Origin of the sequence: Sphingobacterium sp. LZ11T8, from assembly GCF_024261425.1 — a bacterium.
Lineage (GTDB): Bacteria > Bacteroidota > Bacteroidia > Sphingobacteriales > Sphingobacteriaceae > Sphingobacterium.
Window position 1 is genome coordinate 75,627 of the sequence record NZ_JANBZY010000011.1, and the last position, 23,435, is coordinate 99,061.

Here is a 23,435-nt window from a genome sequence, read left to right on the forward strand (position 1 = left end):
TTTATTATTTTTTCAAGGTTTCATCCAACCATCCGAAAAACTCCCTTTGCCATACCTGTGCGTTATGACCTGAAAGCACCCAATGGTTTTCATCTGGTAAATAGACCAATCTACTTTTCACCCCCCTAAGTTGAGCTGCTTGGAAAGCTTCCAACCCTTGTCCGATTGGAACCCTGTAATCTTTACCGCCTTGGAAAATCAAGATCGGCGTATTCCATTTCGATACCAGTGTGCTTGGGTTGAATTCGGTATAGGTTTTCGCATTACCCTGTTCCCAATAAGGTCCACCTAATTCATAGTTAGCAAAAAATAATTCCTCTGTTGTACCATACCATGACTTCATATCAAACAATCCACAATGTGAAATAAAGGATTTGAATCGACCTTCATGCACACCTGCCAATTGAAATACGGAATAACCGCCATAACTAGCACCTACAGCTCCAATCCTATCTTTATCCACGTATGATTCCTTGGACAGGTCATCGATTGCGGATAGGTAATCGGCTATCGCCTGACCACCCCAATCCTTTGAAATCTGCTCATTCCATTTCACCCCCCATCCTGGCATTCCACGACGGTTAGGCGCAATGACAATATATCCCTGACTGGCCAATAACTGGAAGTTCCAACGGAAGGAATACGATTGGGTAACCGCTCCTTGTGGACCTCCCTGACAGAATAATAGGGTTGGGTATTTTTTGCTAGGGTCAAAGTTCGGCGGGTAGATCACCCATGAAAATAGGTCTAAACCATCCGATGCTTTAGTAACCCTTGCTTCCACCTTTGTATCCGCAACCTTACTATACAATTGATCATTGACAGTCGTTATTGGGGTTAATTTTTTGGATTTGAAAGCATAATGGTATACTTCATTGGCCCGTGTCATTTTTGACAGGGAAACTACCAGACCCTCCTTGGTTTCTCCCACGATACCGTTGATGTCAAATTCTCCATCTGAAATCTTATTGATAATTGGCAATGCCCTATTCTTCAGGTTGGTTGGGATCAATAGTTCAAAGATCTGAACTGTACCTTCGGTTGGTGCCAAGAAATAGATTTTTTTATTGTCCTTGCTCCAAGTATAGGAATTGATTGTTCCATCCCAATGAGCCGTCATGTTCAGTTTGATTCCGCTGGCAGGCTCGCTAATGTAGATATCATTTTTATCCGATTCATAGCCATCGGTTTTCATGCTCATCCAGCTCATCAATTTTCCATCAGGGCTGAAGTTTGGCGTATTGTCATACCCATTCATTCCCTCGGTCAGATTACTGGTCTGTCCTGAAGCCAGGTCATATTTGTAGATATCTGTATTGGTACTCTGTGCGTATTCCGTTCCAAATTTTTTCTTACATACATAGAGTACGGATTTACTATCTGGAGTCCAAGCAAAATCCTCTGCACCTCCAAATGGCATGGTTGGCGAATAGAAAGGCTCATCAGCTAAGATATCCTTAGCCTCCCCAATTTTTCCGTTATCATAACTAGCGATAAATGGATGGTTGAATTTCCCATCGTTCCAAGTATCCCAGTGTCTGTAATCTAGATTATCATAGATATACACATTGGATTTTGGTAGGTCCTTATATTTATCGGTGCTATGGTAATCTTTTAAGAGAACCTGTTTGCTGAACAAGATATGCTTCCCATCAGGTGAAATCTTCACATTTTCCAATCCACCTTCATGATTGGTCACTTGAACGGCATTTCCGTCTTTCAGGCTTTTTTTCCAGATCTGTCCTTTGAACATATAAAGGACATCGTCACCTTCCACTTTGAGTACAGACTCTCCACCTGCCTCGGAGGTGAATTGCTTGGCAACCCCTCCTTTTACCGGAATAACAAAAAGATCCTTCTCGGATTTGTTTTCATCAAACTGATAATTCGATACACCGTAAATCAATTGGGTGCCATCTGCTGAAAGTCCTTCTCCGGAAACCCGGCCCAATTCCCATAGCTTCTGGGGACTAAGGGGTTCCACATTGCCTGAACGTCTGACGCGATCTTCTACTTTTGGTCGCTCCACCTTTTGGGGAACTTCTTTTCCTTCTTGTGCAATAACCATATTATTGATCAATAAGAGTGCTCCAATCCATGATATCTTATGCATATAAAAAACGATTTGCCTGCCAATTTACTAAAGTTGACAGGCAAACCGAAATCATTACCTAATTTACACGACTGGCTTTCCAAAATAAGAGCCAAATGCTCGTGAGGTACATTCGTATGGATGTTCTACTTAACCTTATCATTGCTTTTCAAATTGATACCAGTTAATTTTTGTTGAAATACGCATTAATACCGCCAAGATGATGAATAGTCCAATGGTTCCAACGATTAATGAGTAGTCACGTAATTGAAGAAGTACGAAGATAAAACTATAGAATAGAGCTAATATGGCGGCGAAATTCATGGCCGATTTCATGTCCTTGGTTATTGCTTTGATAAACGATGAAATCAGGATAATTGTTGCAATTGCTGCAATTAAATATGCGAAATTAAATCCAATATGTTCCGAAATCGCAAGTAATAAAGCATAGAACAACACCATGGCAAAACCAATCAATACATACTGAATGATATGCACGCGCTGTTTCTTGATGATTTCCATGAAGACCAAGGAAACAAAAGTCAATGCGATCACCAAAGCACCATACTTGGTTACGCGGGTTGCTTTTTGATAGTTATCGACCTGTGGCAAGAAGTTGACCTGAACCATGTCATAATCATTTGCAGTCAACTGATTGTCTGTGCTAGCGCTCTGTGGTTCTGGAAAGGTGCGTGCAGCATATTCATTGGGATGTGCGTCTTCGTCAGAAAGATCGATACCTTGGAAGTTATAGACCTTATAAGGCTCTCCGGTCCATTGTTGGGCCTGTTTTCTGCTGAAATCCGGAATGGTCCAGTTAGCTTTAAAGCTTTCTCCAACTTCACGGTCATCCGGTAAAAAGTTACCATTGAAACTAGGATTTGCCCAATTACCATTTACATTGATCTTCGTGTTTTTTGCCAGCGGCAAGAAATTCAAGGACTTGGATCCTTTCAGGTCAAAATTGATCTCGAAAGGTTTGTTCAAGGACTCATTGTTTTCTAATGGAAGGTCAACCGTTAAATTCTGCTTGAACAGATCGATATCCAGATCATATTTCCCCATATCCATGGCTTTACCATCCCATTTAAACGTTGGATTTTCTGATAGTCCTTTCACATCCTGTATACCGAAAACCAGTTTGGCGTCCTGCCATTTCAGATCAGCAGGCAGTACCTTTAATTTACTGAAATCAAAGGCTTCGAAATTCCCCTTAATATTGATCTTTGAGGTATAGACGATGGCTTGATAGATGCCACGCTTTAAAGGTTCAGGTTCTACGGTAGCTGTAATCTGGATCTGATCTGCCATCATAAAGGCATATTCTGTCACTACCGTTGTCACCAACGTACTGGTTCCCGTACCTTCCCCATCACTTTTCATCCTTTCTCTGACCACCTCGTAAGGAACAGCTAAGATAGGGCTTGTGATCACTTGGTCCATCCCCCATTTCCGAGCGATCTCCGTAGATACATTCGTCTCCCTATTGTTGCGCTCTGAAATCAGGTCTCCGATCAAGCCCAATGGAATGAGCAAGATTAACATCAGGAAGAAAATGACAAAGATCTTAACGATCAATGAAGAGGTGATTTTTTCGATCAGGGATTTCTGAGAACTGTTCTCCAATCCCTCGTTAGTTGAATTATTTTCCATGTTGAATAGGATTTACTTGTAGTTGTAGTTTTAATTGTTTTTTATCTAGTGATTGTTGTAATGTGCTCAGTGATTCTGTGAGGAAGCCCTTAAATTCTATATGATGAAATTTATGCATGGCCTTCCCTTTTCTGTAAGCTGACCAATAATGTGCGCTATGCTCCGGAAATATAAAGGTCCCGATAAAGATCATGGCCAGCAGGTACAAACTCAGCTTGCCATTTCCGAATAGCAGATATTGCATGGCAATTTCATCGTTAATCTCTGTTCCAGTTTCTGTGATCAGGTGAAAGACATCGTGATTCTCCAATTTCGGCATGACGTCAAAACCTTTTTCTTTGTAGAACATCCCTAAGGCATAGCCTAAACTCCCCTCTTGATATTCCAAAAACTCTTCTTTCCTGATTCCCCAAGCTGCCTTATATCCCTTAAACAGCTCTGCATACAATTTGGATGACCAATTGTACAGGAATAGCATAAATTTCAATCTTAATCCTCTCATATTTTTATCTATAAAGTACTTTGTCTTTCAAAGTAGATGAACAAAAAAAATTCTATTTGTACTGCTGTTTGATGAGGCTCTCCAAGGCAATGATATGATTTTCAAATGCTTTAGCGCCTTGATCCGTCTTACTATAACTTGTATTCGGCTTACGATCGATGAATGTTTTAGTCACCAAAATATAGCCTTCTTTTTCAAGGTTCTTCAGGTTTGATGCCAGGTTACCATCGGTTACCTCCAACAATTCCTTTAACGAATTGAAATCATAGGAATCATTGGCCATCAGGATACTCATGATTTGCAACCTGACCCTATTTTCAAAAACCTTGTCATATAATGTTAAATCCAAGCTCACTTTCTTTCGTACTTTTTATGGACAATTAACCCGTAAACGATATGTAGAACACCAAATCCTAAGGCCCAAAACACGACGCCATATCCAGGGAAGGCCAAAGCTAACAAGCCTAATACAATTTCCAAAATTCCAAGTACCCTGACTTCCCGAAAAGTGAATACACTAGCTGCCGCAAGTGACAGTCCATAAAAAATCAGCAAGGTGGAAGCTACCAAACCGACCACACCCTTACTGATCAGGATGATCGAAAACAGACCGCCAGTCACCAATGGGATAGCCATCGCTTTCAATAACGCTTTACTGGTCGGGTTCCAGATGCTCTGTCCCGCTTTCTTGGCTTTTGCCCTTGCCATGATCACCCCTACCGTTACGGAAATAACCAAGACCAAAATGGCAATGATGATCAATTTATATAGCACCTGTTCATCCAGCACATAATAGTCACGGTAACCAAATACACTCTTGGTTCCATAAACCACAAAATATGCAGCTGCTGACCCCAATAAAGCTAAACAACCGATCAATACGCCCGAAAGCCCACTGATGGACATAAATTTCGATGATTTCTCCATCATGGAGCGGATCTGGCCTATTTCTTTTAAGATATCTTTCTGGTCCATAAAAGTACTTTGTGTTTCAAAGTAAAGGAGAAAAAAGTACTTGCGCAAATATTTTTTCAATTTTTTTATAAAGCCTCCCCCATTCCATCAATAAAACCAAGTTCTGGAAAGTCGTTTTTTTATCCAATTATTGATCTTAGGCCTTCGACCATCACTTTACCCTTGTTCGAGACATTTTCGGAAAATTCGGAATGTGTCTCGAATGAGGTCAAATTATGCTCCATTATCCTGGTCAGGATTCTTGAAGGAATCCTTATTTCTATTGAATAGTGTTTATTGATTTATTATATAAAAGGAACATGAGCCTCCCCACCTTCGAGTTTTTTTGGAGGATGTCCTTTTAGTTTTCCATAATTATAAAGACCAAAAGAGGATGTTTACCTATCGAATCCGCTCCAAAAACAGCATGATCTTCCCGTATTTTGAGCTTAGCCCAGGCTATTTTCAATATTTTTTAAAAAATTAGGCTTTAAGAAACAAAGAGTTACAAAAAAACATAGAAAAAAGAGAAGAAAAAGCTTGACATATATAGGTTTGGTTTCTATCTTTGTGGCTCAATAAAATCCTAACTGCGGAAGTGGCGTAATTGGTAGCCGCACCAGACTTAGGATCTGGCGCCGCGAGGCGTGGGGGTTCGAGTCCCTTCTTCCGCACTTGATGTCCTCCTGAAAACAAAATATCAGGAGGACTTTTTTTTATTAATTGCGAAAAGCTAAAACAAGAGTATGAATATTTCACACCAGAACATTGATGACATCAACGCTAGTATCCAAGTGGAAATAGCGCCTGAGGACTATAACCCACAGGTTGATAAAGCAATTAAAGACCAAGCAAAACAAGCTAAATTACCAGGATTCCGCCCAGGAATGGTTCCTACTGGACATATCAAACGTATGTACGGTAAAGCGATCTTATTTGATGAGATCAATAAAATTATCAATGATAAAATTGCTGAATACATCGGTGAGCAAAAACTGGAAGTATTAGGCCAACCTCTTCCTAAAGAAGAAGATACTGATGGTCAATACAACTGGGATTTCAAAGATACTTTTAAATTCGATTACGAGATCGGTTTAGCTCCTCAGTTTGACATTCCTTTCTCAGCAGAGACGGAATTCACTGAATACGACATTAAAGCTGATGAAGCAACGCTTACTGAGCGTATCAAAAACTTACGTCGTAGCTATGGTAAAATGACCAACCCTGAAGTTTCTGAGGAAGGTGACGTTCTTTACGCTGAATTGAAACAAGATAAAGAAGACGGTATCGAAAAAACAACTTCAATCCGTACGGACATCATTGAAGATGCCAAAATCAAAAAATCATTGGTTGGCTTGAAAAAAGATGATACTGCAAAGCTTGACGTAAAGAAAGCATTCAAAGTTGCTGACCTTGCTCGTATCTTAGGTATCACTGAAGATGAGGCTGAAAACCTAGACGTTACTAAATTCGAATTGACGGTTAAAAACATCAATAGATTAGAAGAGTCTGACTTGAACCAAGAGTTCTTCGACAAATTGTTCCCTGCTGGTGAAGTAACTACCGAAGAGCAATTCAACGAAAAAGTAAAAGAAGAAGTTGAAAACCTATTCAAACAAAACTCAGCTCAAAAATTACGCAACGATATGTATACTTTCGGTATGGATAAAGTTGACGCTAAATTCCCTGAGGATTTCTTGAAAAAATGGTTAAAAGCAACTAACCCTAACTTGGATGCTACTGAAATCGAAGAAGGTTTCGAAGATTTCTTGAACAACTTGAAATGGACGATCATCGAAAACCGCATCGTTACAGCAAACAACTTAGAAGTTAAATATGATGAGGTGGTTGATTTGGCTAAAGAACGTATCTACGCGCAAATCAAAATGTACAACATCAACGAAGAGCCAACAGATGAGCAATTGCAACAATTCGCAATGCAATTATTAGGCGACAGAGAACAAGCTAACCGTTTGTTCGAAGAAGTAAAAGCTTTAAAAGTGTTCGATCAATTGAAAGATACAGTGAAAATCAAATCTAAAAAGATCGATTTCGACAAATTCGAAAAGCTTGACAAATAAGCATTACAAGAATTAGTTATAAAATAAAAAAAGGTTAACGGAGCAATTTCGTTAACCTTTTTTTATGGAGTATTTAGTAGTAAGTAATTAGACTCGGGGGTGCCTTTAAGCGAAGGGAATGGGACTGTAGGGTATTTTGAACCCGGATTAGCGGGATGGGAGGATAGACCATGATTTGGATTTGAACCAGGATTTAACAGATTCGAGGATAGACCATGATGATGATCAACAATTCGCTGGAAAGTCCAACATACGGTAGGGCTGAATTACATACGCCCGCCCCCTATGCCCCTGTCTTCCTTAACCTTCGGTGCAGGAATTGTACACCTATACAATCAATATTTGCATACCTCCGAGAACCTTCGTACCTCAGGTTGACACCGGAACGGGAAACCTTTTATCCGCCATACATCCCCAGCGGGGATGAATTATTTTAGCAATGGTATTGAACAAAACAGGAGTAGCAAAAACTGATGTTCGATTAATCGAACATCAGTTTTTGCTACTTACAGGCTAACGTGCCATGCCAGCTAAAATAATGGAACCCCAAAGGGGTTCTATATTAAAAAAATAAAAGAGCTAATTTATTTTCGTTGCCAAAAAGCTGTCATCACCTTCCGATAAATTTAGTCCAAATTTTTTATTCTCAGGTTGACAGTAAAAAAAGAACATTGCCCATGTGCTATTCTGAACGATTAGTGAAGAATCTGTACGCTTCTCCTTTCCCAAGTCCTGTCATCCTTTACCGAAGGTAAAGGAACTGTACGCCAATACAAGCAAGGTTCGCATTGCTGCGAGATCCTTCCTTCGTCAGGACGACAGCATGGTGGGTAACCGAAAGTTAAGAAACTGTTCTCTATGTTGAACCAGGATCGGGATTTGCCTCGATCTCCCAACGAGGATGGGAGGATGGGCCAAGATTTGGATCAATTTGTCCCAGGAAAGTCCCCCGTACGCCCGCGTCTTCGGTTAAAGAATTGTAAACTACCGCATTAAACGAAAAATCTATGAAATTAAAAACGAAGAACAAATATATTTTACCTAAAAATTTATTAATATCAATGTTTAGCAGATAACAATATATTCCACTGAAAGCCTACTTTCAGGTATAGTCCTAAACCCCAGATTCCTTGGGGGGCTTTCATACAAATAGGTCCCATTTCATAATTGAAACTAAAGTCTTTGCCAATATCTCTATTGATTCCCCAAGTTGCAGCGAAACCTGAGGCTACACCTTTATCAAAACTAGGTTTTTCTTTAGCTTCTTTCTCTCCCACCGTTGTATCAAATGTCCAGCCTGCCATTAGGCCTAAATAACGAAGAGCGAGGAAATTTGATGAATTATTTTTAATGGATTTGCCATTTTGTAATCGATTTGAAAAACCATAATATTTCTTGACCGATAAGGACCAGGTCGGCATCAACACAATTGTTCTATTATAATGATTCCAACGCTCCTTATCTCCTATTGGTAAAGCATGAAAGCGTGTTAAACCTCCTAATGTAAGACCTGCATGCATCTCGAGGACAGCATCTTGAAAAACTGGCTTTTCAAACTGATATGCTAACATGGGTTTTACGATATTCGCATGGATACTATGATTCTCTACAACATATGAGCGGATTGAATCATGATCAAGTGCATTGATTTCTTGAGCATGGGTAAATGGTAAAATAAACAGGAATAGCAGAATAAATTTTAAAACAGATCTCATGGTTTAAAAAAAATTCTTAGGATTAAATAATAAACCAATTATTTAAAAGGTCTTTGAAAAACCAACATGAAGCCAGAAAGAAGGCACTATTTTAGAATCCAAATTATAGACTAAACTTGGTCCCACCTCCAGATTGAAATTGAAATTATTACCGAGGTCTCTATTCATCCCCCACAAGGCTACCAATCCTACTGCAGTCCGGCTGCTGAACTGTATTCTTTTGGACTTTTCTGCATTAATATTTTTAGTATCCCTAATCCATCCAATTATAGGACCGTGCAACCTTCCTCCAAAATAATTTGAACTATTATTCTCAATGCTTTTATTTTTTCGGAGCCTATTTTCAATATTATAAAAATGTTTTACCCCAACAGACATTAGTGGCATTAAAGCAAAACACCTAGCATTAACCTCCAAATCTCTATATTGATCTATATCAACCGAAAGTTTACTTACCCCAAAGCTAACTAGAAGCCCTGCATTGACATCAAATACAGTTTTTGGACCTATTGGTTTTTCGTATTGAAAAGTTAAGGTTGGAGCAATTAAGGAAACTCGAATACTAGAGGTTGGTTTTACAAAATCGACAGGATCAACTGTTTTATGTTTGTTAGAGTCCTGTTCTTGGGAATAAGATGAAGAAGAAAATACTGTTAAGATAAATAAAAGAAGAATTCCCCTATTCCAGCTGCTTAGTAAAGATTTAGTCATTGTCTATTTTTAATTTGCAGCAAAAATAAGGGCAACAAAATTAAAAATATAGAACAAAATTATACTTTATTAAAAATAAATGTCTTTTGTGTTAACTTCTAAAAGAATATATTATACCCTACGGACAACCTACCATAAGGATATTCACGATTAAAGTCTGGATATTGCTGATCATAGAAATGACCTTGGAGATTGAAATAACCAGAACTCAAGTTGATGGACCAACGTTTATATAATCTCAGGCTGGCTTCGACGTTCAGTCCGTGGAGGACATAGTATGAATCCGTACCCGAAATGGTAAAAAACACCCCACCATTATAGTCAGCACTTAAAATAAAGCGATCTAAGAGCATCAAATCTCCACGGAACCTATATGATGCACCTGGCCCATAATTGTAGTTTCTACTGGCTCCATATAACAAATATGGATCAGGAACTGCGGCCAATATCACCGCTCCCGCTCCCACAGACAGGTTCAAGCGATTGCCTTTTTTATATCTGAATTCAGAAAGCCAATTATAGTTCAAACTTTGTCCTCCGTAAAAAAAGGCATCGTTGTTATAGAAGTCATAATGGGCATTCAGGGTACCATAATGATTCCCCTTTTTAGACTTAAAGAATTTTGCACCATAAAGTAGGGCATGTACATTGACCCCATTAATAAATGAACTGTCCCCATTTCCCAATTCTAGGTTTACAGAGAACTGATCAAAAGGTCTTTTATAGTTATGGTCACCATTGCTATAGATAAATCGCAATCGACCGTAAAAAGCATTCTTTCCTTCATTCAGGAAATCACCTTCCTTGGCATCAAAGCGTCGCACTCCTAAATCCAGTTCCGCCTTGATGACAGAAGAGTCGGCTCCATAATAATCATCGATCGGTTTACCCCATTTACCATCTAAAAAGCGATTCAATCCGTTGATAGGATTCACCAAAGTCGCTACGATCTCGTTTCCGATCCTATTATGGTCCGTACGGTTTCTCGCAAGGATGTTGCGGGAAACCCGATGCATCATCTCCCCCATCAATATCCCTCCAAAGGTGGTATTGACTAAATCGTTGATGGAAGGGTGCTGTGTTTCGCCAGCTGTCTCCCATATATAACTTCCGGCTACCGTGGCCAGGGAGGATTGGTAAAAATTGTAACCATTACTACGAAAGGCATTGAAATAAATCTGTCCATGGAAAGGATGGTCAATCTGATTGGTGGTAAATTGGTTGTCATCCCAATCCCAGGCACTAAATCGCTGATGGTCCAAAAAGTTCTGGAAACTGATATATGAATAAGGATCTTTCGTAATAAAGCGATTGAAGGAAGCCGGTAAAGCTTGAGCCAAAAACCATTGAGCTCCTGCACGCCAAAACTTCTTTTCCCTCTTGGGATTCAGGTCCCATTCTAAGGTATCCTTGATAAACGCAGGTTCATCGGGAAGGACAGCTAAGCTGTCTTTTCTAAATATTATCGTGTCAGTAACAGATTTGGTCTCTATCTGACCTAGTGACTTTAAAGTGGATAAAATTAAGACCCACGTGAGAAGAAATAGTGTCCTGTGATTTAGTTGCAATGCTATAGAAGTTAAATTTGGCGTAAAATTAATGTATTAGCCTGAAAGCGAAAACTCAAATTTCGATTCCTACCCATTCGTGACAAAGCGTTTTTGTCAGGTTCAAAACAGTTTGCGCTTTAAATGGTTTTAATTATATTTAAGGGATAACCAACAGAATCACAACATGAAAAGACTATTTTTAAGTTTGGCCATTCTGCTGATGGGCTTTGCAGTCATTGCTCAATCCAAGCAGCCCCTACATGGAGCTTACCTCGCAAAAGATGGAAATGTCAATCACCTATGGCTATTTGTAGATGGCTACAGTTCATATATCCAATATGAAGACAACAAGTATATTTCTACCTGGGGAGGTCCATTTACCACATCAAACAATGATATACAGGTAAACGTGGAATATAATGATGCCAATCCAGCTGAAATAGGCACTGAAAAGGCCACAAACGCCCAATTGGATGGTAAAGGCATCAAAATGGGAAACCTGAACTTCGCGAAACAAACTGCCAATAAACAGGATTTGGATGGTCTGTGGCGGATAACCGGCAGAAAAGAAAAAGATAAAATGTCCAACATACCACGTGGCGACAGAAAGACTATCAAAATATTGGTTGACGGCTATTTCCAATGGATTGCCATAAATCCTGCTGAAAAGGGCTTTTATGGTACCGGTGGAGGAAAATACAGTTTTAAGGATAAGAAATATACCGAAAACATCTTATTCTTCTCCAGAGACAATAGCCGTGTCGGTGCTTCCTTGTCCTTTGATGGCGAAATCAAAGATGGCGCTTGGAACCACAGTGGCTTGAGCTCAAAAGGTGACCCTATCTTTGAGATCTGGTCTAGGGACAATAAATAGAAATTTATCATAAAAAGAATCGGGGCATTCAAATGAATGCCCCGATTCTTTTTATGATAATCTCTTAACCAAAGAGGTCTGAACTGAGGTATCGATCGCCTCTATCACAAACGATAAATACAATAACGCCCTCTTCGATTTCATTAGCCACGGTCAAGGCTGCTTGAAAAGCTCCACCAGAGCTCATCCCTGCAAATACCCCTTCTTTTCTGGCTAATTCCCTAGCTCTCTGGGTTGCATCTTTTTGGTCGATGTCTATAACTCTATCCACTCTACTTGGATCAAAAATCTTTGGAAGGTATTCCTCTGGCCATCTTCTGATGCCGGGAATAGAGGAATCTTCAGTAGGTTGACAACCTACGATCTGTACCTCTGGATTCTGGCCTTTCAAATAGATTGAACAGCCCATAATGGTTCCTGTAGTTCCCATTGCACTGACAAAGTGGGTAATCTTTCCATCGGTATCACGCCAGATCTCGGGCCCCGTAGTTTTTACATGGGCTTCGTAATTATCAGGATTGGAGAATTGATTGAGAATAAAGTATTCACCGCTTGCGGCTTTTTCTTCGGCATAGTCCCGGCTCACCTCCATATTGTCCAACAACGTCACCTTACCCCCGAAAGCTTCCATGGTCAAGGTCCTCTCCCTTGTTGAAGTAGATGGCATCACCAGTTCAATCTCTAAGCCATACATACTTGCGATCATGGCCAAGGCAATACCGGTATTGCCACTTGTGGCTTCAATCAACTTGCTATCCTTATTGATCTCGCCACGTTCCATGGCAGAGCGGATCATATTTAAAGCGGCACGGTCCTTTACCGAACCTCCGGGATTATTCCCTTCAAGTTTTGCATATATTTTAACCTTAGGGTTGTGATGAAATCCTTTGATTTCCACCATCGGTGTATTTCCAATTAAGTCTATGATATTCGCCATTATGCTAAAGGTTTAGAGTCAATAAATTTTGAATTGGGTTGATGATATACGGTCGTATAAGGGTCAACGCTGCTGGTCAACCACACATTTCCTCCTATCACAGAATGATGGCCCACTACGGTTTCACCTCCCAAGATGGTCGCTCCAGCATAGATAATGACATGGTCTTCGATAATGGGATGCCGCTGGGTATTGGCCATGTTCTTTTCCACGCTCAAGGCACCCAAGGTTACCCCTTGGTACAGCTTGACATGCTTGCCGATCCTACAGGTTTCTCCAATCACGATACCGGTACCATGGTCAATATGTAGGTACTCATCGATGAAAGCTCCTGGATGGATGTCAATGCCTGTTTTTGAATGTGCATGTTCCGTCAGTATCCGTGGAATCAAAGGGATTCCTTGGATCCACAGTTCATTGGCCAATCGATAGATACTGATAGCCAAAAAACCGGGATAGGTCCGTATCACTTCATTCAGACTCTGTGCTGCCGGATCGCCTTCCATGATGGCTTCTGCATCAGTCAGCATGCGCTGATAGATGGAAGGCAGGTTAGCAAAGAACTTTTCGGATACTTTCTTGATATTGCAGCTGGAGCATGCTTTTGTTTTGAAAAGCAAAAGATAGAGATCTGCCTCAGCCTGCTTGAATGCAGCTTCAATTTCCTGAACCGTATTGAAGGTTCTTGAATTCCGTTCAGGGAACAACAGATGCAGCAATTCAACTGCCCAATGAGCAATGGCTTTATTGCTGGGCATATCTTGGACAGCCTGTTGTTTTTCGTATATATGTTGATAGAAATCCTCCATTATCATGGGTAGGTTGAATTATTTTAAAAATTTTAAAGCACTAGTTTTTCAAAGAGTTCTTGATGTGTTTTTTCTGCATCTAAGCATAAGCCTGGATGTACGGCAGAGCATTGGATCAAGGTGCTCCGTTTAGCGGTTAGCCAACGAAAACGTTCGGTTTGATCCAATTGGGCAAGGGCCCCACCCTCTTTGCTCCCTAAACAGACTTGCTTCATGGATTCCAAATGAGCCCGGATCTGGTCAAAGTCGATATCCTTACATAACAATTCGCAACGGCCTTCATCCACATAGTACAGGATATTGGCATATCGTTGCTTCCTGCAATATAACAGCACGCCTACATTGACAAATTCCTCTCTTTCAACACGCGGAACCAGTCTTACCACAGCATATTCGTATAAAGTCCTATCCTGCATGTTGAATTTGATTTACAAAAACTTCAGAATGGCTCGCTCTTCTGGTAATAAACTCCACATACACTTCACGCACTTCATCAGCACTAAGATCGCGAACCTCATCAATTAACCATTCATCGGGTATTACATCAAGGATTTTCCTGATATTTTCTTTGTTGAACAGCTCTTTATAGGTTGCATCGATAAGGGGAACATCTTTGGCCTTGGATAAGAGGACATGGTCCTTGATCTGAACGAAAGGTTTATCAACGGTTTCTTCCCAATTGTCCCAGTTATGGTGGAAATACAGTGCTGCCCCATGGTCTATAAGCCATAATTCCTTATGCCAGATCAGCATATTGGTATTTTTCACGGTACGATCTACATTCATCAAAAGGGCATCCAGCCAAACGATCTTGGAAGCTTCCTCGGAGGAAATTTCATCGACATTGGCATCAAAGGTGATAGCTCCATTCAGATAACTTACACCGAGGTTCTTGCCTACTGAAAACTTGAGCAGGTCTTGGATCTCTTCATCCGGTTCGGTCCTACCGAAGCCTACATCCAGATCGGCATACACCATTTCAGGAACCCGAAGTCCTAAGAACCTAGCCAGTTCTCCACCGATAAATTCAGCGACCAAGGCTTTTTTCCCCTGTCCAGCTCCTCGGAACTTGATCACATAGCTAAATCCATCATCCGCATCAACCAATCCGGGCAGCGAACCACCTTCGCGAAAAGGTTGGACATATCGGATGATATTCACCTCTCTAATTTCAGGACTCTTTATTTCCAGCATCTATTCTATGTTATAGTTTAGGAGACCCTCATAAGGATCTCCTTGGATTTTCAATAATTTGGCAAAAGCCGGTTCAGTCTTTATTCCTTGCGACTTCAGCTTGATGATCTGTTGTTTAAATTCCTCGCCGAAGGTCTCCAAAAGTTTGGCTTCGATCAACAGATGTCGAAAACCATACTGTTCAGCCACCGGTCTACCTTCTCCATAGACTTCCAGCAACATATCATCAATTTTAAAGTTAGCAATTCCAACTTCTATTCCACGCACAGTTTCAACTTTAAAGCTGTATCCATTGTGTTTTTCGAAATTTTCATGACATTTTCTTTCAAATATGTCGAGGTGATAGACCTCACAGGCGATATCCAAATCGCTGTTCCACACGGCAATGTAAATGGGAATGGTTCCAATAAGGACGGGTTTGAAATCCTGCAAAACTTCCATTATCCTATGATTCCGGATCAAATCATAAGATTTCCTTTGCAGTGCAGTGCCCATTTTGAGATAGGAAAGATCATAAAACCTAGCAGATTCCATCCTTCAAAGTTAATCTAAAGTGCTCATAAATATTGAAAATCGAGGAAATTGTACTGTAAAGTGACTTAAAGGTTAAGGATATTCTAGCTATATTTGTGAGACTCATACTATAATGCAAAATCAATTTATGGATACAAATACAGAATACAATCGTATTATCAACATATGCCAAGAGCTATTTATTAAAAAGACCAAAGACTATGGTACAGCTTGGCGAATTTTACGATTAAGTTCTTTGACTGATCAGATTTATATCAAGGCCGCCCGTATCCGTTCATTGGAAGAAAAAAAGGAATCGAAAGTTGGCGAAGGAGTAGTCGATGAATTCATTGGAATCATCAATTATTGTGTGATTGCTTTGATTCAACTGGAAATTGGCAATACGGAAAACGAGAACTTGGACCCCAAAATCGTAGCGGAGAAATATACCGAAAAGGTGAATGAGACCCGCGACCTGATGTTTGCCAAAAACCATGATTATGGCGAGGCTTGGCGGGACATGCGTGTTTCATCGATGACCGATCTGATCTTGATGAAATTGCATCGTGTAAAACAGATTGAGGACAATGATGGCCAAACTTTGGTATCGGAAGGATTACAAGCAAACTATCAAGATATGCTGAACTATGCAGTCTTTGCACTGATCAAATTAGGTTTGGCAAAATAACGAACAACATGACTTATACACAGAGCTATTCCCAAACAAAACAACCCAAACCTAATGTTTTATTATGGATTGCTAGAATTCTGGTTGGATTATTATTTATCTTCTCCGGATTGATAAAGGCCAATGATCCGATGGGATTTGGCTATAAGCTGCAAGAATACTTCCATGTCCTCAACCTTGGATTCCTAAGTGATTATGCCACTTGGATCGCTATTTTCCTTTGTGCTGTCGAGATCATCCTCGGTGGTCTGTTGATCCTGGGTGTAGCTGGCAAGAAGGTCGCGTGGGGCTTATTGCTCTTGATCATATTTTTTACCTTTTTGACCTTTTACTCTGCATTTTTTGAGGTAGTCAAATCTTGCGGCTGTTTTGGCGATGCCATTCCATTGACCCCTTGGCAATCTTTCTTTAAGGACCTCATTTTATTGATCCTGATCGTTTTTATCTTTATTAAAAGAGATCAGATCAAACCTTTCATTAGAAGTCTATTTACCAGAAATCTGTTGACTGCACTCATCATATTGGGTTCATTTGGTATTGGGATATATACCTATTATTTCCTTCCATTTATAGACTTCCTTCCTTATAAAGAAGGAAACAATGTACCTGAATTGATGAAGGTACCGGAAGGTGCTGAGCCTGATGTATTTGAACATATCTACGAGTTGAAGAATAAAACCACGAATGAGACAAAAAAGGTAACTGACAAAGAATACATGGGTCAGAAGCTGTGGGAGGATGAAAACTGGGAAGTTGTGGGTGATCCACAGACTAGGTTGATCAAAAAAGGATATGAAGTAAAAATACCTGATTTGATTATTACGGATATGGACGGTACAGATCGCACAGAGGAAGTGATCCAAAACCCATATTACAATTTTATTGTGGTAAGTACAGACCTTAAGAAGATGTCTCCTTTTGATTTAGCGGCATTGGACCGCATCAACACGACGATCAGGGACCTTTCTGAAGACTATAATATCAGGGCCGTTCTGGCGACTGCTTCATCTTCTGATGAAGTAAACTACCTGAATGACCAAATGGACCTTGTGCTGGAGACATTCTATGTGGATGCCGTTCCATTGAAAAGTATGGTCCGCGCAAACCCTGGGGTTATGCTGATGCTGAATGGTACCGTTGTAAAAAAATGGTCGCAGTACAATTTTCCTAGCAAACATGAGTTAATAACTAAATATCTAGACAAAGTAGAATGATTCAGCGACCAGTTTTCCTGATTGGCTTTATGGGAAGTGGGAAGACCACCTGGGGAAAGAAATTGGCAAATGCCCTAGAGGCTCCTTTCGTGGACCTGGACCATGAAATTGTTGAGCATATCGGCATGAGCATCCCTGAATATTTTGCTTTACATGGCGAAAATAAGTTCAGGGAAATCGAAAGAGAAATATTGCATGCCCAAAAGGACAAATCTGGCATTATTTCTACGGGCGGTGGTACGCCATGTTACTTCGACAATATGGATTGGTTATTGGAAAATGGAACCGTCCTCTATCTGAAGCACAGCCCAAAATCCTTATGGAGCAGGTTAAGCCAATCTGATGTCAAAAAGAGACCGGCCTTGAAAGGCTTTACTGGGGATGAACTCTTGAACTTTATAGAGAGCAAACTGGAAGAAAGAAACCCATTCTATGATCGCGCACATATCTTGGTCGATCAAATCAATACACCTTTGGAGGACCTAGTCTCCTTGGTAAAAGCAAACATTGAATTACATGAGCAATAGATTCTACTCATCTATTTTTATCGCTGGAATGCTTGCGTTGCTGTCCTCATCTTGTTTTAGGACCAATAGCTCGAGCAGTATAAGCAATATGCCACAGGTGGATCAGGTTTTCAACCTGAAGACAGTAGATGACCTTTACCATTTCCTGACTTACAATGAGAACTCCTACCCTTTGGTCAGTGCCCATCGTGGTGGTCCAAGTGATGGTTTTCCTGAGAATGCAATTCCGACATTTGCAGAGGTGGCCAGCAAGATGCCAGCCATCATTGAATGCGACATTGCCATGACCAAGGATTCTGTTCTGGTCCTGATGCACGATGAAACTTTAGACCGTACCACAACTGGAAAAGGACGGGTTTCCAATAAAACATATGAGCAACTGAAAGACCTCAAGCTAAGGGATAACAATGGCGAGCTGACAAACTACAGGATCCCTACCTTAGAAGATGCCTTGCAATGGGGTATCGGAAGGGTTATCTATTCATTGGATGTCAAGAGATCGGTTCCTTATGAGAAGGTTATTGAATTGATCCGAAAGACAAAAGCAGAAGCGAACAGCATTATCATCACCTACTCGGCTAACCAAGCCGAGGTTGTGAATAGGTTGGCTCCAGATCTCATGATCTCGGCTACGATCAAAAACAGGGATGATCTGAACCGCCTAAGTGAACTGAGTATTCCAGATACCCGATTAATCGCTTTTGTGGGCACTCGCGAGCCAGATACTGCTCTATATACGATGTTGAGACAGCATGGGATTAAATCCATTTTAGGGACAATCGGCAACTTAGACCGATCGGCTGAAAAAGCGGGATACCAGCTATATGCTGATTTTATCGTTAGAGGAGCAGATGTGCTATCGACTGACAGACCCTTTGAAGCGTGGAAAGCATTGGATTTCTATATCAAAAAAAGAAACTTAGAATCACCTTTCATTAATTAATCTATTTTTCAGAGAAAATATAGCGTAAGCCTTGTTAATGTGGATTAACAAGGCTTTTTATATGTTGTAACCCATATCCTACAAAAGATAAAATTTTATCAATACGAAAACATTATTAATTGCATCTTGTTGATTAGTTAATAAGAAAACAAGATTATTATGAAAAATTTACTACTAACATTAGCCTTATCAGTAGGCTGCTTATCCTATAGCACAGCACAGGTAGAAGTAAAAACCGTACCTCAATCTTCAGCGGATGTTGGTATGGCTCCGATCAGACAAGGAAATTGGATGATTGGTGGATCTGTAGGAAGTTTAGGATATAGCTTTGAAGGAGAATCCTTCAATATCCAGTTGAATCCACGTGCTGGATACTTTATTTCAGATGGTATTGCAATAGGTGCACAGGCAAATCTGGGTTTTACTTCGGGAAAAGATGACAACCCTAATAATTGGGGATATGGTATTTCACCATTTGTCCGTTATTACTTCCCTGGAGGTGCTAGCGCAACAGGTCGTTTCTTTGGACAGGGTGATGTCGGAATCGGCGGAAGCTCTGCAGGTGATGATGTATCGCTTAACCTGGGAGCAAATGTAGGTTATGCCCATTTCATAACACAAACTGTGGCATTGGAAGTTATGGCTGGTTACAATTATTCAAAAGCCAATATTAATGCTTCTGGAACTCAGAATGGCCTTGGCTTATCAGTTGGTTTCCAGATTTATTTGCCAGGAAGAAACAGATAGTAGAATTAATACCTTTTCTGGTTGACCAGATAAGATTTCAATCAAAAATTAAATTCCAAAAAAAAGCTTAGCGAAATTTCGCTAAGCTTTTTTTTGCAATAAATAAAACAATAGTCTATTATTATTTTTTCATACTTCCTGTTTCGTTGAAGCGAATGTGCCAACTGAAGGCTTCTTCCAATAGATGTGGAGTATGTCCACCGCGCTGACAAGCACGGTCGAAGTAAGATTGTAATTCTTCTCTATAGTCTGGATGTACACAGTTGTCAATGATCTTCTGCGCCCTCTCCCTTGGCGCGAGACCGCGTAAATCTGCCAAACCGATATCTGTTACCAAGATGTCAACATCGTGCTCTGTATGGTCCGTATGGGACACCATTGGCAAGATATGCGAAATCTTGTTGTCCTTGGAAGCGGCTTGGGTCACGAAAATACTTAGATAGGCATTTCTCGCGAAATCTCCCGAACCTCCGATTCCATTCATGATCTTGGTCCCACCGATATGGGTAGAGTTCACATTTCCATAAATATCAAATTCAATAGCGGTATTGATGGCTATGATTCCCAAACGACGGATCAAACCTGGCGTATTGGAAATGTTCTGTGGACGAAGCACAAACTTGTCGCGGTATTTCTGAAGGTTATCAAATACCCTGTCATAGCATTCTTTGGAAACGGTAACCGATGATGCCGAAGCAAAGCTCAATTTTCCAGCATCCATTAAGTCAAATGCGGAATCCTGCAATACTTCAGAGAACATGGTCAGATCATAGAAATTACTATGTAAGAAACCGGTCAAAACGGCATTGGCTACTTTTCCGATTCCTGCCTGGATTGGAAGCAAACGATCTGATAAATGTCCTAGGTTTACCTCCTCTTCGAAAAACTCCAGGATATGCTCAGCGATCTTGGTGGTTTTCTCATCAGGTGGAGCGATATCTGCAGGGCTATCATGTTGACTGGTAAAGACAATGGCCGCTACTTTATCCGGATTTAAGGGAATAGTTTTCCTTCCGATCTTATTCCATGGCGCGACAATCGGGATTACATTTCTATGTGGGTAATCTTCCGCTTGGTAGATATCGTGGATTCCATAAACATTCTCGTGGACCGAGGTATTGATTTCCAGGATTACTTTCTTGGCCAAGGCAGCGAATGTAACGGAATTTCCTACGGAAGTCGTTGGAACTACGCTTCCATCTCTGTCGATATAGGCTACTTCCAAAACGGCGATATCTACATCTGGAAGGTTTTTATTATGTAAGAGTTCGGCGCTTTCGCTCAAGTGTTGATCGATGAAAAGCACTTCACCATTATTGATTTTGCTTCTCAGGACAGGGTCTACCTGAAAGGGCATACGCTTTTTCAAGGCACCAGCTTCAGCAAGTTTCCCGTCGGTACCATGACCTAGGGATGCTCCTGTCATTAAAGTGATCTTAATATTTTCTTTTTTGGCGCGTTCAGCTAATGCGGGTAAGATGACCTTACTGTCTCCAGCCTTGGTGAATCCACTGGAGCCTACAACCATACCGTCTTCGATTAATTTGACAGCTTCTTCGGCAGTAGTAACTTTTTCTTTAAGTCTTTCAAGACGTATTCTGTCCAACATATCAATACATTTGTGTTCCCTCTAAAAGAGTGAGGCAATATTAGTCAATATTTTATTTATTAAATTATTCATAATAGCCAGTTACTTTTTTTGTACAAATAAAAAGTAACTGATTACTTACTAGACACATTTACTATAGATTCCTTGTGGATAGGATAAGAAATCGCCATAGATTGATGTTAGATGCTGTTAATTTAGAGCAAATGCGATAATATTCAAAAGATGTGGATATCTTTTTTTTAAATTATTTCAAAAATGTAAGGCAAACACTTGTGGCTTGTGGTCCTCAAAACGCCCTTGTTTTGCTTTTCTCAAATAAAAACAGGAAATTTATGCCACATTAACGCCTCATCTGGATGCAAAAGGAATATATTGATAAATATTATATGACAGAAGTAGATACTTATGACAACAGTATCTATTGTCATCATGCAGTAATGGGTGACTCGGTTACTGAGCACTCACACAAAAAAGGTCAATTCCTTTATACGGAAGGTGGGGTTGTCTTTTTGAAGACGGCAGAGAAATCTTACTTTCTCCCTGCGCGCCACTATATCTGGATTCCCCCACATGTAAAACATAGCATTCACCCGAGTAGCTCCGAGGTGGTGATGAGAAACCTGTACTTTCCTAAGTACGAGACCGACACAGAATTTTTCGATAAGGTCAATATCTATCCGGTCAACGATCTATTGATCGAATTGATCATGTTTACCAATCGCTGGAACGGAAACATCTTTCCTGAGGAAGAACCTCGCTATTCTATTGCGAAAGCCTTCAAGCTTATCCTGCCTGAGCTTTCCCAAACGGAGTTGCCTTTGGCCCTTCCCTATCCTAAAAATGACAAGCTAAAGCAGATCATTAATTATCTGGAACAGAATATTGCCGAGAACATCAGTTTTAAGAGCCTGGCAGAGCATTTTGATATCTCCGAGAGGACATTGGCAAGATTGTTCCAGAAAGAACTGGCCATGTCGTATATTCAATACTTCACGATCTTAAGGATGCTGACCTCCTTGAAGCTCCTACTGGACGACAAACTTAGCGTGAATGAAGTGGCATTGCGAGTAGGATACAATAGCCTGCCTACCTTTAGCAATACCTTTAACAAGGTTATTGGCGTGCGTCCTAGTGAATATGTAAAAAACCGTAATTTACTTTTATAATCCTTAATAAATGAATTTCAAGGACATTATCGCCGGTTTGCTGCTGGGAACTATGTTTTCTTGCTCAGCAACCTCACAAGTCAACCAAAAAACAACCGTAAAAACCCCTAAACCTATTCAGTTATTTAATGGCAAGGATATCAAAGATTGGACTCCTAAGATTAGATTGCATGAAGTAGGCGACAACTATGCGAATACCTTCCGAGTTGAAGATGGGCTTTTGAAAGTCCGTTATGATGGATATGATGATTTTAACCAACAGTATGGACACTTAGCCTTCAATAAACCATATGGTTATTATGTGCTAAGGCTAGAATACAGGTTTGTAGGCGAACAGACCAAAGGTGGTGAAGGCTGGGCATGGGCCAATAGCGGTGCCATGTTGCATGGACAAGATCCTAAAACCATGTTGAAAGACCAAGATTTCCCGATCTCTATCGAAGGACAGCTCTTGGGCGGAAATGGTAAGGACGAACGCACAACTTCCAACCTATGTACCCCCGGAACCAATGTCGTAATTGACGATAAGTTATTCACCCCACATTGTTTGAGCTCCAAATCGAAAACTTACCATGGTGACCAATGGGTAACCGCTGAGTTTGTCGTACTTGGAGATTCATTGATCCAGCACGTTCTGGATGGACAGGTAGTTTTGGAATACAACAAACCGCAAATTGGAGGTGGAAGTGCATCACCAGTGGATCCTAAGGTGAAACAAGATGGTAAATTATTGGACAAAGGCTATATCTATTTACAAAGTGAAAGCCATCCCATTGATTTCCGTAAAGTTGAACTTTATGACCTAGACTCCTATAAGGGTGACAAACAGAAATTAGATCAGGTTGTAAAATCAATCCTGAGCAAATAAGAAATATGCCCATAAAAAAAGCTGCGCTGACCTTTTGGTCAGCGCAGCTTTTTTTATGGTGCTCATGATATTCCACCTAGGAATTCGG

Annotated in this window: 23 protein-coding genes and 1 tRNA gene; 10 read left to right on the forward strand and 14 right to left on the reverse strand. The window is 40.4% G+C overall.

The genetic code is table 11. From position 1 onward, the window contains the following. Nucleotides 1-4: 4 nt before the first annotated feature. The 5 genes from NLF99_RS19110 to NLF99_RS19130 all read right to left on the reverse strand — a co-directional run bounded on the left by NLF99_RS19110 (nucleotide 5) and on the right by NLF99_RS19130 (nucleotide 5,222). Entirely contained in the window at nucleotides 5-2,113 is a 2,109-nt protein-coding gene (locus tag NLF99_RS19110; RefSeq protein ID WP_254530187.1) for a S9 family peptidase, read from the reverse strand. A 138-nt stretch (nucleotides 2,114-2,251) separates the two neighbouring features. Continuing rightward, nucleotides 2,252-3,745 (reverse strand): cell envelope integrity protein CreD, encoded by a 1,494-nt coding sequence (creD, locus tag NLF99_RS19115; protein WP_254530189.1) that lies wholly within the window; start codon nucleotides 3,743-3,745, stop codon nucleotides 2,252-2,254. Then, on the reverse strand, nucleotides 3,735-4,247 hold the full coding sequence (locus NLF99_RS19120; protein WP_185218530.1) for a Coq4 family protein: 513 nt from the start codon (nucleotides 4,245-4,247) through the stop codon (nucleotides 3,735-3,737). The genes creD and NLF99_RS19120 overlap by 11 nt, the downstream gene beginning before the upstream one ends. Before the next feature lie 52 nt (nucleotides 4,248-4,299). After that, complete coding sequence (locus NLF99_RS19125) at nucleotides 4,300-4,602, reverse strand: transcriptional regulator (protein ID WP_254530191.1); 303 nt, start codon at nucleotides 4,600-4,602, stop codon at nucleotides 4,300-4,302. Continuing rightward, a complete protein-coding gene (locus NLF99_RS19130; protein ID WP_185214306.1) occupies nucleotides 4,599-5,222 on the reverse strand; it encodes a hypothetical protein in 624 nt (207 codons plus the stop codon). The genes NLF99_RS19125 and NLF99_RS19130 overlap by 4 nt, the downstream gene beginning before the upstream one ends. Nucleotides 5,223-5,793: 571 nt before the next feature. Here NLF99_RS19130 and NLF99_RS19135 point away from each other — a divergent pair. Then, nucleotides 5,794-5,875: transfer RNA gene (locus tag NLF99_RS19135), tRNA-Leu, on the forward strand. A 72-nt stretch (nucleotides 5,876-5,947) separates the two neighbouring features. After that, nucleotides 5,948-7,282, forward strand: a complete 1,335-nt coding sequence (locus NLF99_RS19140) for a trigger factor (RefSeq protein WP_185214305.1) — start codon at nucleotides 5,948-5,950, stop codon at nucleotides 7,280-7,282. A 1,058-nt stretch (nucleotides 7,283-8,340) separates the two neighbouring features. On the opposite strand, the gene NLF99_RS19145 is transcribed toward NLF99_RS19140, so the two are convergent. The 3 genes from NLF99_RS19145 to NLF99_RS19155 form a co-directional block, all read right to left on the reverse strand. Continuing rightward, nucleotides 8,341-8,997, reverse strand: a complete 657-nt coding sequence (locus NLF99_RS19145) for a hypothetical protein (protein WP_254530193.1) — start codon at nucleotides 8,995-8,997, stop codon at nucleotides 8,341-8,343. 42 nt (nucleotides 8,998-9,039) lie between these two features. Further along, complete coding sequence (locus NLF99_RS19150) at nucleotides 9,040-9,708, reverse strand: hypothetical protein (RefSeq protein ID WP_254530195.1); 669 nt, start codon at nucleotides 9,706-9,708, stop codon at nucleotides 9,040-9,042. 98 nt (nucleotides 9,709-9,806) lie between these two features. Beyond that, nucleotides 9,807-11,276 (reverse strand): DUF3943 domain-containing protein, encoded by a 1,470-nt coding sequence (locus NLF99_RS19155; RefSeq protein WP_254530197.1) that lies wholly within the window; start codon nucleotides 11,274-11,276, stop codon nucleotides 9,807-9,809. A gap of 166 nt (nucleotides 11,277-11,442) precedes the next feature. Here NLF99_RS19155 and NLF99_RS19160 point away from each other — a divergent pair, with 166 nt between their 5' ends. After that, nucleotides 11,443-12,132 (forward strand): hypothetical protein, encoded by a 690-nt coding sequence (locus NLF99_RS19160; RefSeq protein ID WP_254530199.1) that lies wholly within the window; start codon nucleotides 11,443-11,445, stop codon nucleotides 12,130-12,132. Nucleotides 12,133-12,196: 64 nt separating this feature from the next. Here the strand turns inward: NLF99_RS19160 and cysM are convergent, their stop codons facing one another. Genes cysM through NLF99_RS19185 form a run of 5 tightly spaced genes read right to left on the reverse strand, consistent with a single transcriptional unit; the run spans nucleotide 12,197 to nucleotide 15,606 of the window. Continuing rightward, nucleotides 12,197-13,069, reverse strand: a complete 873-nt coding sequence (cysM, locus tag NLF99_RS19165; RefSeq protein ID WP_254530201.1) for a cysteine synthase CysM — start codon at nucleotides 13,067-13,069, stop codon at nucleotides 12,197-12,199. Continuing rightward, complete coding sequence (locus tag NLF99_RS19170; protein WP_185214299.1) at nucleotides 13,069-13,884, reverse strand: serine O-acetyltransferase; 816 nt, start codon at nucleotides 13,882-13,884, stop codon at nucleotides 13,069-13,071. Before NLF99_RS19170 ends, cysM begins: the two co-directional genes overlap by 1 nt. 26 nt (nucleotides 13,885-13,910) lie before the next feature. Continuing rightward, nucleotides 13,911-14,294: a DUF3037 domain-containing protein gene (locus NLF99_RS19175; RefSeq protein ID WP_254530203.1), complete on the reverse strand. Its 384-nt coding sequence runs from the start codon at nucleotides 14,292-14,294 to the stop codon at nucleotides 13,911-13,913. Next, nucleotides 14,284-15,069: a HipA family kinase gene (locus NLF99_RS19180; protein ID WP_254530235.1), complete on the reverse strand. Its 786-nt coding sequence runs from the start codon at nucleotides 15,067-15,069 to the stop codon at nucleotides 14,284-14,286. Before NLF99_RS19180 ends, NLF99_RS19175 begins: the two co-directional genes overlap by 11 nt. Before the next feature lie 3 nt (nucleotides 15,070-15,072). Further along, on the reverse strand, nucleotides 15,073-15,606 hold the full coding sequence (locus NLF99_RS19185; protein WP_254530205.1) for a DUF4269 domain-containing protein: 534 nt from the start codon (nucleotides 15,604-15,606) through the stop codon (nucleotides 15,073-15,075). 127 nt (nucleotides 15,607-15,733) lie between these two features. Between NLF99_RS19185 and NLF99_RS19190 the strand changes: the two genes are divergently transcribed. The 5 genes from NLF99_RS19190 to NLF99_RS19210 all read left to right on the forward strand — a co-directional run bounded on the left by NLF99_RS19190 (nucleotide 15,734) and on the right by NLF99_RS19210 (nucleotide 19,704). Further along, the gene (locus NLF99_RS19190) at nucleotides 15,734-16,273 is read left to right on the forward strand and encodes a DUF1599 domain-containing protein (protein WP_185214296.1); all 540 of its coding nucleotides are present in this window, start codon (nucleotides 15,734-15,736) and stop codon (nucleotides 16,271-16,273) included. 8 nt (nucleotides 16,274-16,281) lie between these two features. Then, nucleotides 16,282-17,487, forward strand: a complete 1,206-nt coding sequence (locus tag NLF99_RS19195) for a BT_3928 family protein (RefSeq protein WP_254530207.1) — start codon at nucleotides 16,282-16,284, stop codon at nucleotides 17,485-17,487. Then, nucleotides 17,484-18,014: a shikimate kinase gene (locus NLF99_RS19200; protein ID WP_254530209.1), complete on the forward strand. Its 531-nt coding sequence runs from the start codon at nucleotides 17,484-17,486 to the stop codon at nucleotides 18,012-18,014. The genes NLF99_RS19195 and NLF99_RS19200 overlap by 4 nt, the downstream gene beginning before the upstream one ends. Beyond that, complete coding sequence (locus tag NLF99_RS19205; protein ID WP_254530211.1) at nucleotides 18,004-18,957, forward strand: glycerophosphodiester phosphodiesterase family protein; 954 nt, start codon at nucleotides 18,004-18,006, stop codon at nucleotides 18,955-18,957. Before NLF99_RS19200 ends, NLF99_RS19205 begins: the two co-directional genes overlap by 11 nt. A gap of 159 nt (nucleotides 18,958-19,116) precedes the next feature. Continuing rightward, nucleotides 19,117-19,704 carry a hypothetical protein gene (locus NLF99_RS19210; RefSeq protein ID WP_093098522.1) on the forward strand — a complete coding sequence of 196 codons (588 nt, stop codon included), beginning with the start codon at nucleotides 19,117-19,119 and terminating at the stop codon, nucleotides 19,702-19,704. 121 nt (nucleotides 19,705-19,825) lie between these two features. Here NLF99_RS19210 and NLF99_RS19215 read toward each other — a convergent pair whose 3' ends face one another. Beyond that, nucleotides 19,826-21,313: a succinate CoA transferase gene (locus tag NLF99_RS19215; RefSeq protein WP_185214293.1), complete on the reverse strand. Its 1,488-nt coding sequence runs from the start codon at nucleotides 21,311-21,313 to the stop codon at nucleotides 19,826-19,828. 386 nt (nucleotides 21,314-21,699) lie between these two features. Between NLF99_RS19215 and NLF99_RS19220 the strand changes: the two genes are divergently transcribed. Both NLF99_RS19220 and NLF99_RS19225 read left to right on the forward strand, forming a co-directional pair. Next, nucleotides 21,700-22,479: an AraC family transcriptional regulator gene (locus tag NLF99_RS19220; RefSeq protein WP_237219568.1), complete on the forward strand. Its 780-nt coding sequence runs from the start codon at nucleotides 21,700-21,702 to the stop codon at nucleotides 22,477-22,479. 10 nt (nucleotides 22,480-22,489) lie between these two features. Next, nucleotides 22,490-23,347: a DUF1080 domain-containing protein gene (locus NLF99_RS19225; RefSeq protein WP_254530213.1), complete on the forward strand. Its 858-nt coding sequence runs from the start codon at nucleotides 22,490-22,492 to the stop codon at nucleotides 23,345-23,347. The last annotated feature ends 88 nt before the right edge of the window (nucleotides 23,348-23,435 follow it).

What these genes read in the sequence shown, in the direction of transcription:
- NLF99_RS19110 (WP_254530187.1), bottom strand. Translation starts at nt 2,113, where the DNA reads ATGCATAAGATATCATGGATTGGAGCACTCTTATTGATCAATAATATG.
- creD (WP_254530189.1), bottom strand. Translation starts at nt 3,745, where the DNA reads ATGGAAAATAATTCAACTAACGAGGGATTGGAGAACAGTTCTCAGAAA.
- NLF99_RS19120 (WP_185218530.1), bottom strand. Translation starts at nt 4,247, where the DNA reads ATGAGAGGATTAAGATTGAAATTTATGCTATTCCTGTACAATTGGTCA.
- NLF99_RS19130 (WP_185214306.1), bottom strand. Translation starts at nt 5,222, where the DNA reads ATGGACCAGAAAGATATCTTAAAAGAAATAGGCCAGATCCGCTCCATG.
- NLF99_RS19140 (WP_185214305.1), top strand. Translation starts at nt 5,948, where the DNA reads ATGAATATTTCACACCAGAACATTGATGACATCAACGCTAGTATCCAA.
- NLF99_RS19145 (WP_254530193.1), bottom strand. Translation starts at nt 8,997, where the DNA reads ATGAGATCTGTTTTAAAATTTATTCTGCTATTCCTGTTTATTTTACCA.
- NLF99_RS19150 (WP_254530195.1), bottom strand. Translation starts at nt 9,708, where the DNA reads ATGACTAAATCTTTACTAAGCAGCTGGAATAGGGGAATTCTTCTTTTA.
- NLF99_RS19160 (WP_254530199.1), top strand. Translation starts at nt 11,443, where the DNA reads ATGAAAAGACTATTTTTAAGTTTGGCCATTCTGCTGATGGGCTTTGCA.
- cysM (WP_254530201.1), bottom strand. Translation starts at nt 13,069, where the DNA reads ATGGCGAATATCATAGACTTAATTGGAAATACACCGATGGTGGAAATC.
- NLF99_RS19170 (WP_185214299.1), bottom strand. Translation starts at nt 13,884, where the DNA reads ATGATAATGGAGGATTTCTATCAACATATATACGAAAAACAACAGGCT.
- NLF99_RS19175 (WP_254530203.1), bottom strand. Translation starts at nt 14,294, where the DNA reads ATGCAGGATAGGACTTTATACGAATATGCTGTGGTAAGACTGGTTCCG.
- NLF99_RS19185 (WP_254530205.1), bottom strand. Translation starts at nt 15,606, where the DNA reads ATGGAATCTGCTAGGTTTTATGATCTTTCCTATCTCAAAATGGGCACT.
- NLF99_RS19190 (WP_185214296.1), top strand. Translation starts at nt 15,734, where the DNA reads ATGGATACAAATACAGAATACAATCGTATTATCAACATATGCCAAGAG.
- NLF99_RS19195 (WP_254530207.1), top strand. Translation starts at nt 16,282, where the DNA reads ATGACTTATACACAGAGCTATTCCCAAACAAAACAACCCAAACCTAAT.
- NLF99_RS19200 (WP_254530209.1), top strand. Translation starts at nt 17,484, where the DNA reads ATGATTCAGCGACCAGTTTTCCTGATTGGCTTTATGGGAAGTGGGAAG.
- NLF99_RS19205 (WP_254530211.1), top strand. Translation starts at nt 18,004, where the DNA reads ATGAGCAATAGATTCTACTCATCTATTTTTATCGCTGGAATGCTTGCG.
- NLF99_RS19210 (WP_093098522.1), top strand. Translation starts at nt 19,117, where the DNA reads ATGAAAAATTTACTACTAACATTAGCCTTATCAGTAGGCTGCTTATCC.
- NLF99_RS19215 (WP_185214293.1), bottom strand. Translation starts at nt 21,313, where the DNA reads ATGTTGGACAGAATACGTCTTGAAAGACTTAAAGAAAAAGTTACTACT.
- NLF99_RS19220 (WP_237219568.1), top strand. Translation starts at nt 21,700, where the DNA reads ATGACAGAAGTAGATACTTATGACAACAGTATCTATTGTCATCATGCA.
- NLF99_RS19225 (WP_254530213.1), top strand. Translation starts at nt 22,490, where the DNA reads ATGAATTTCAAGGACATTATCGCCGGTTTGCTGCTGGGAACTATGTTT.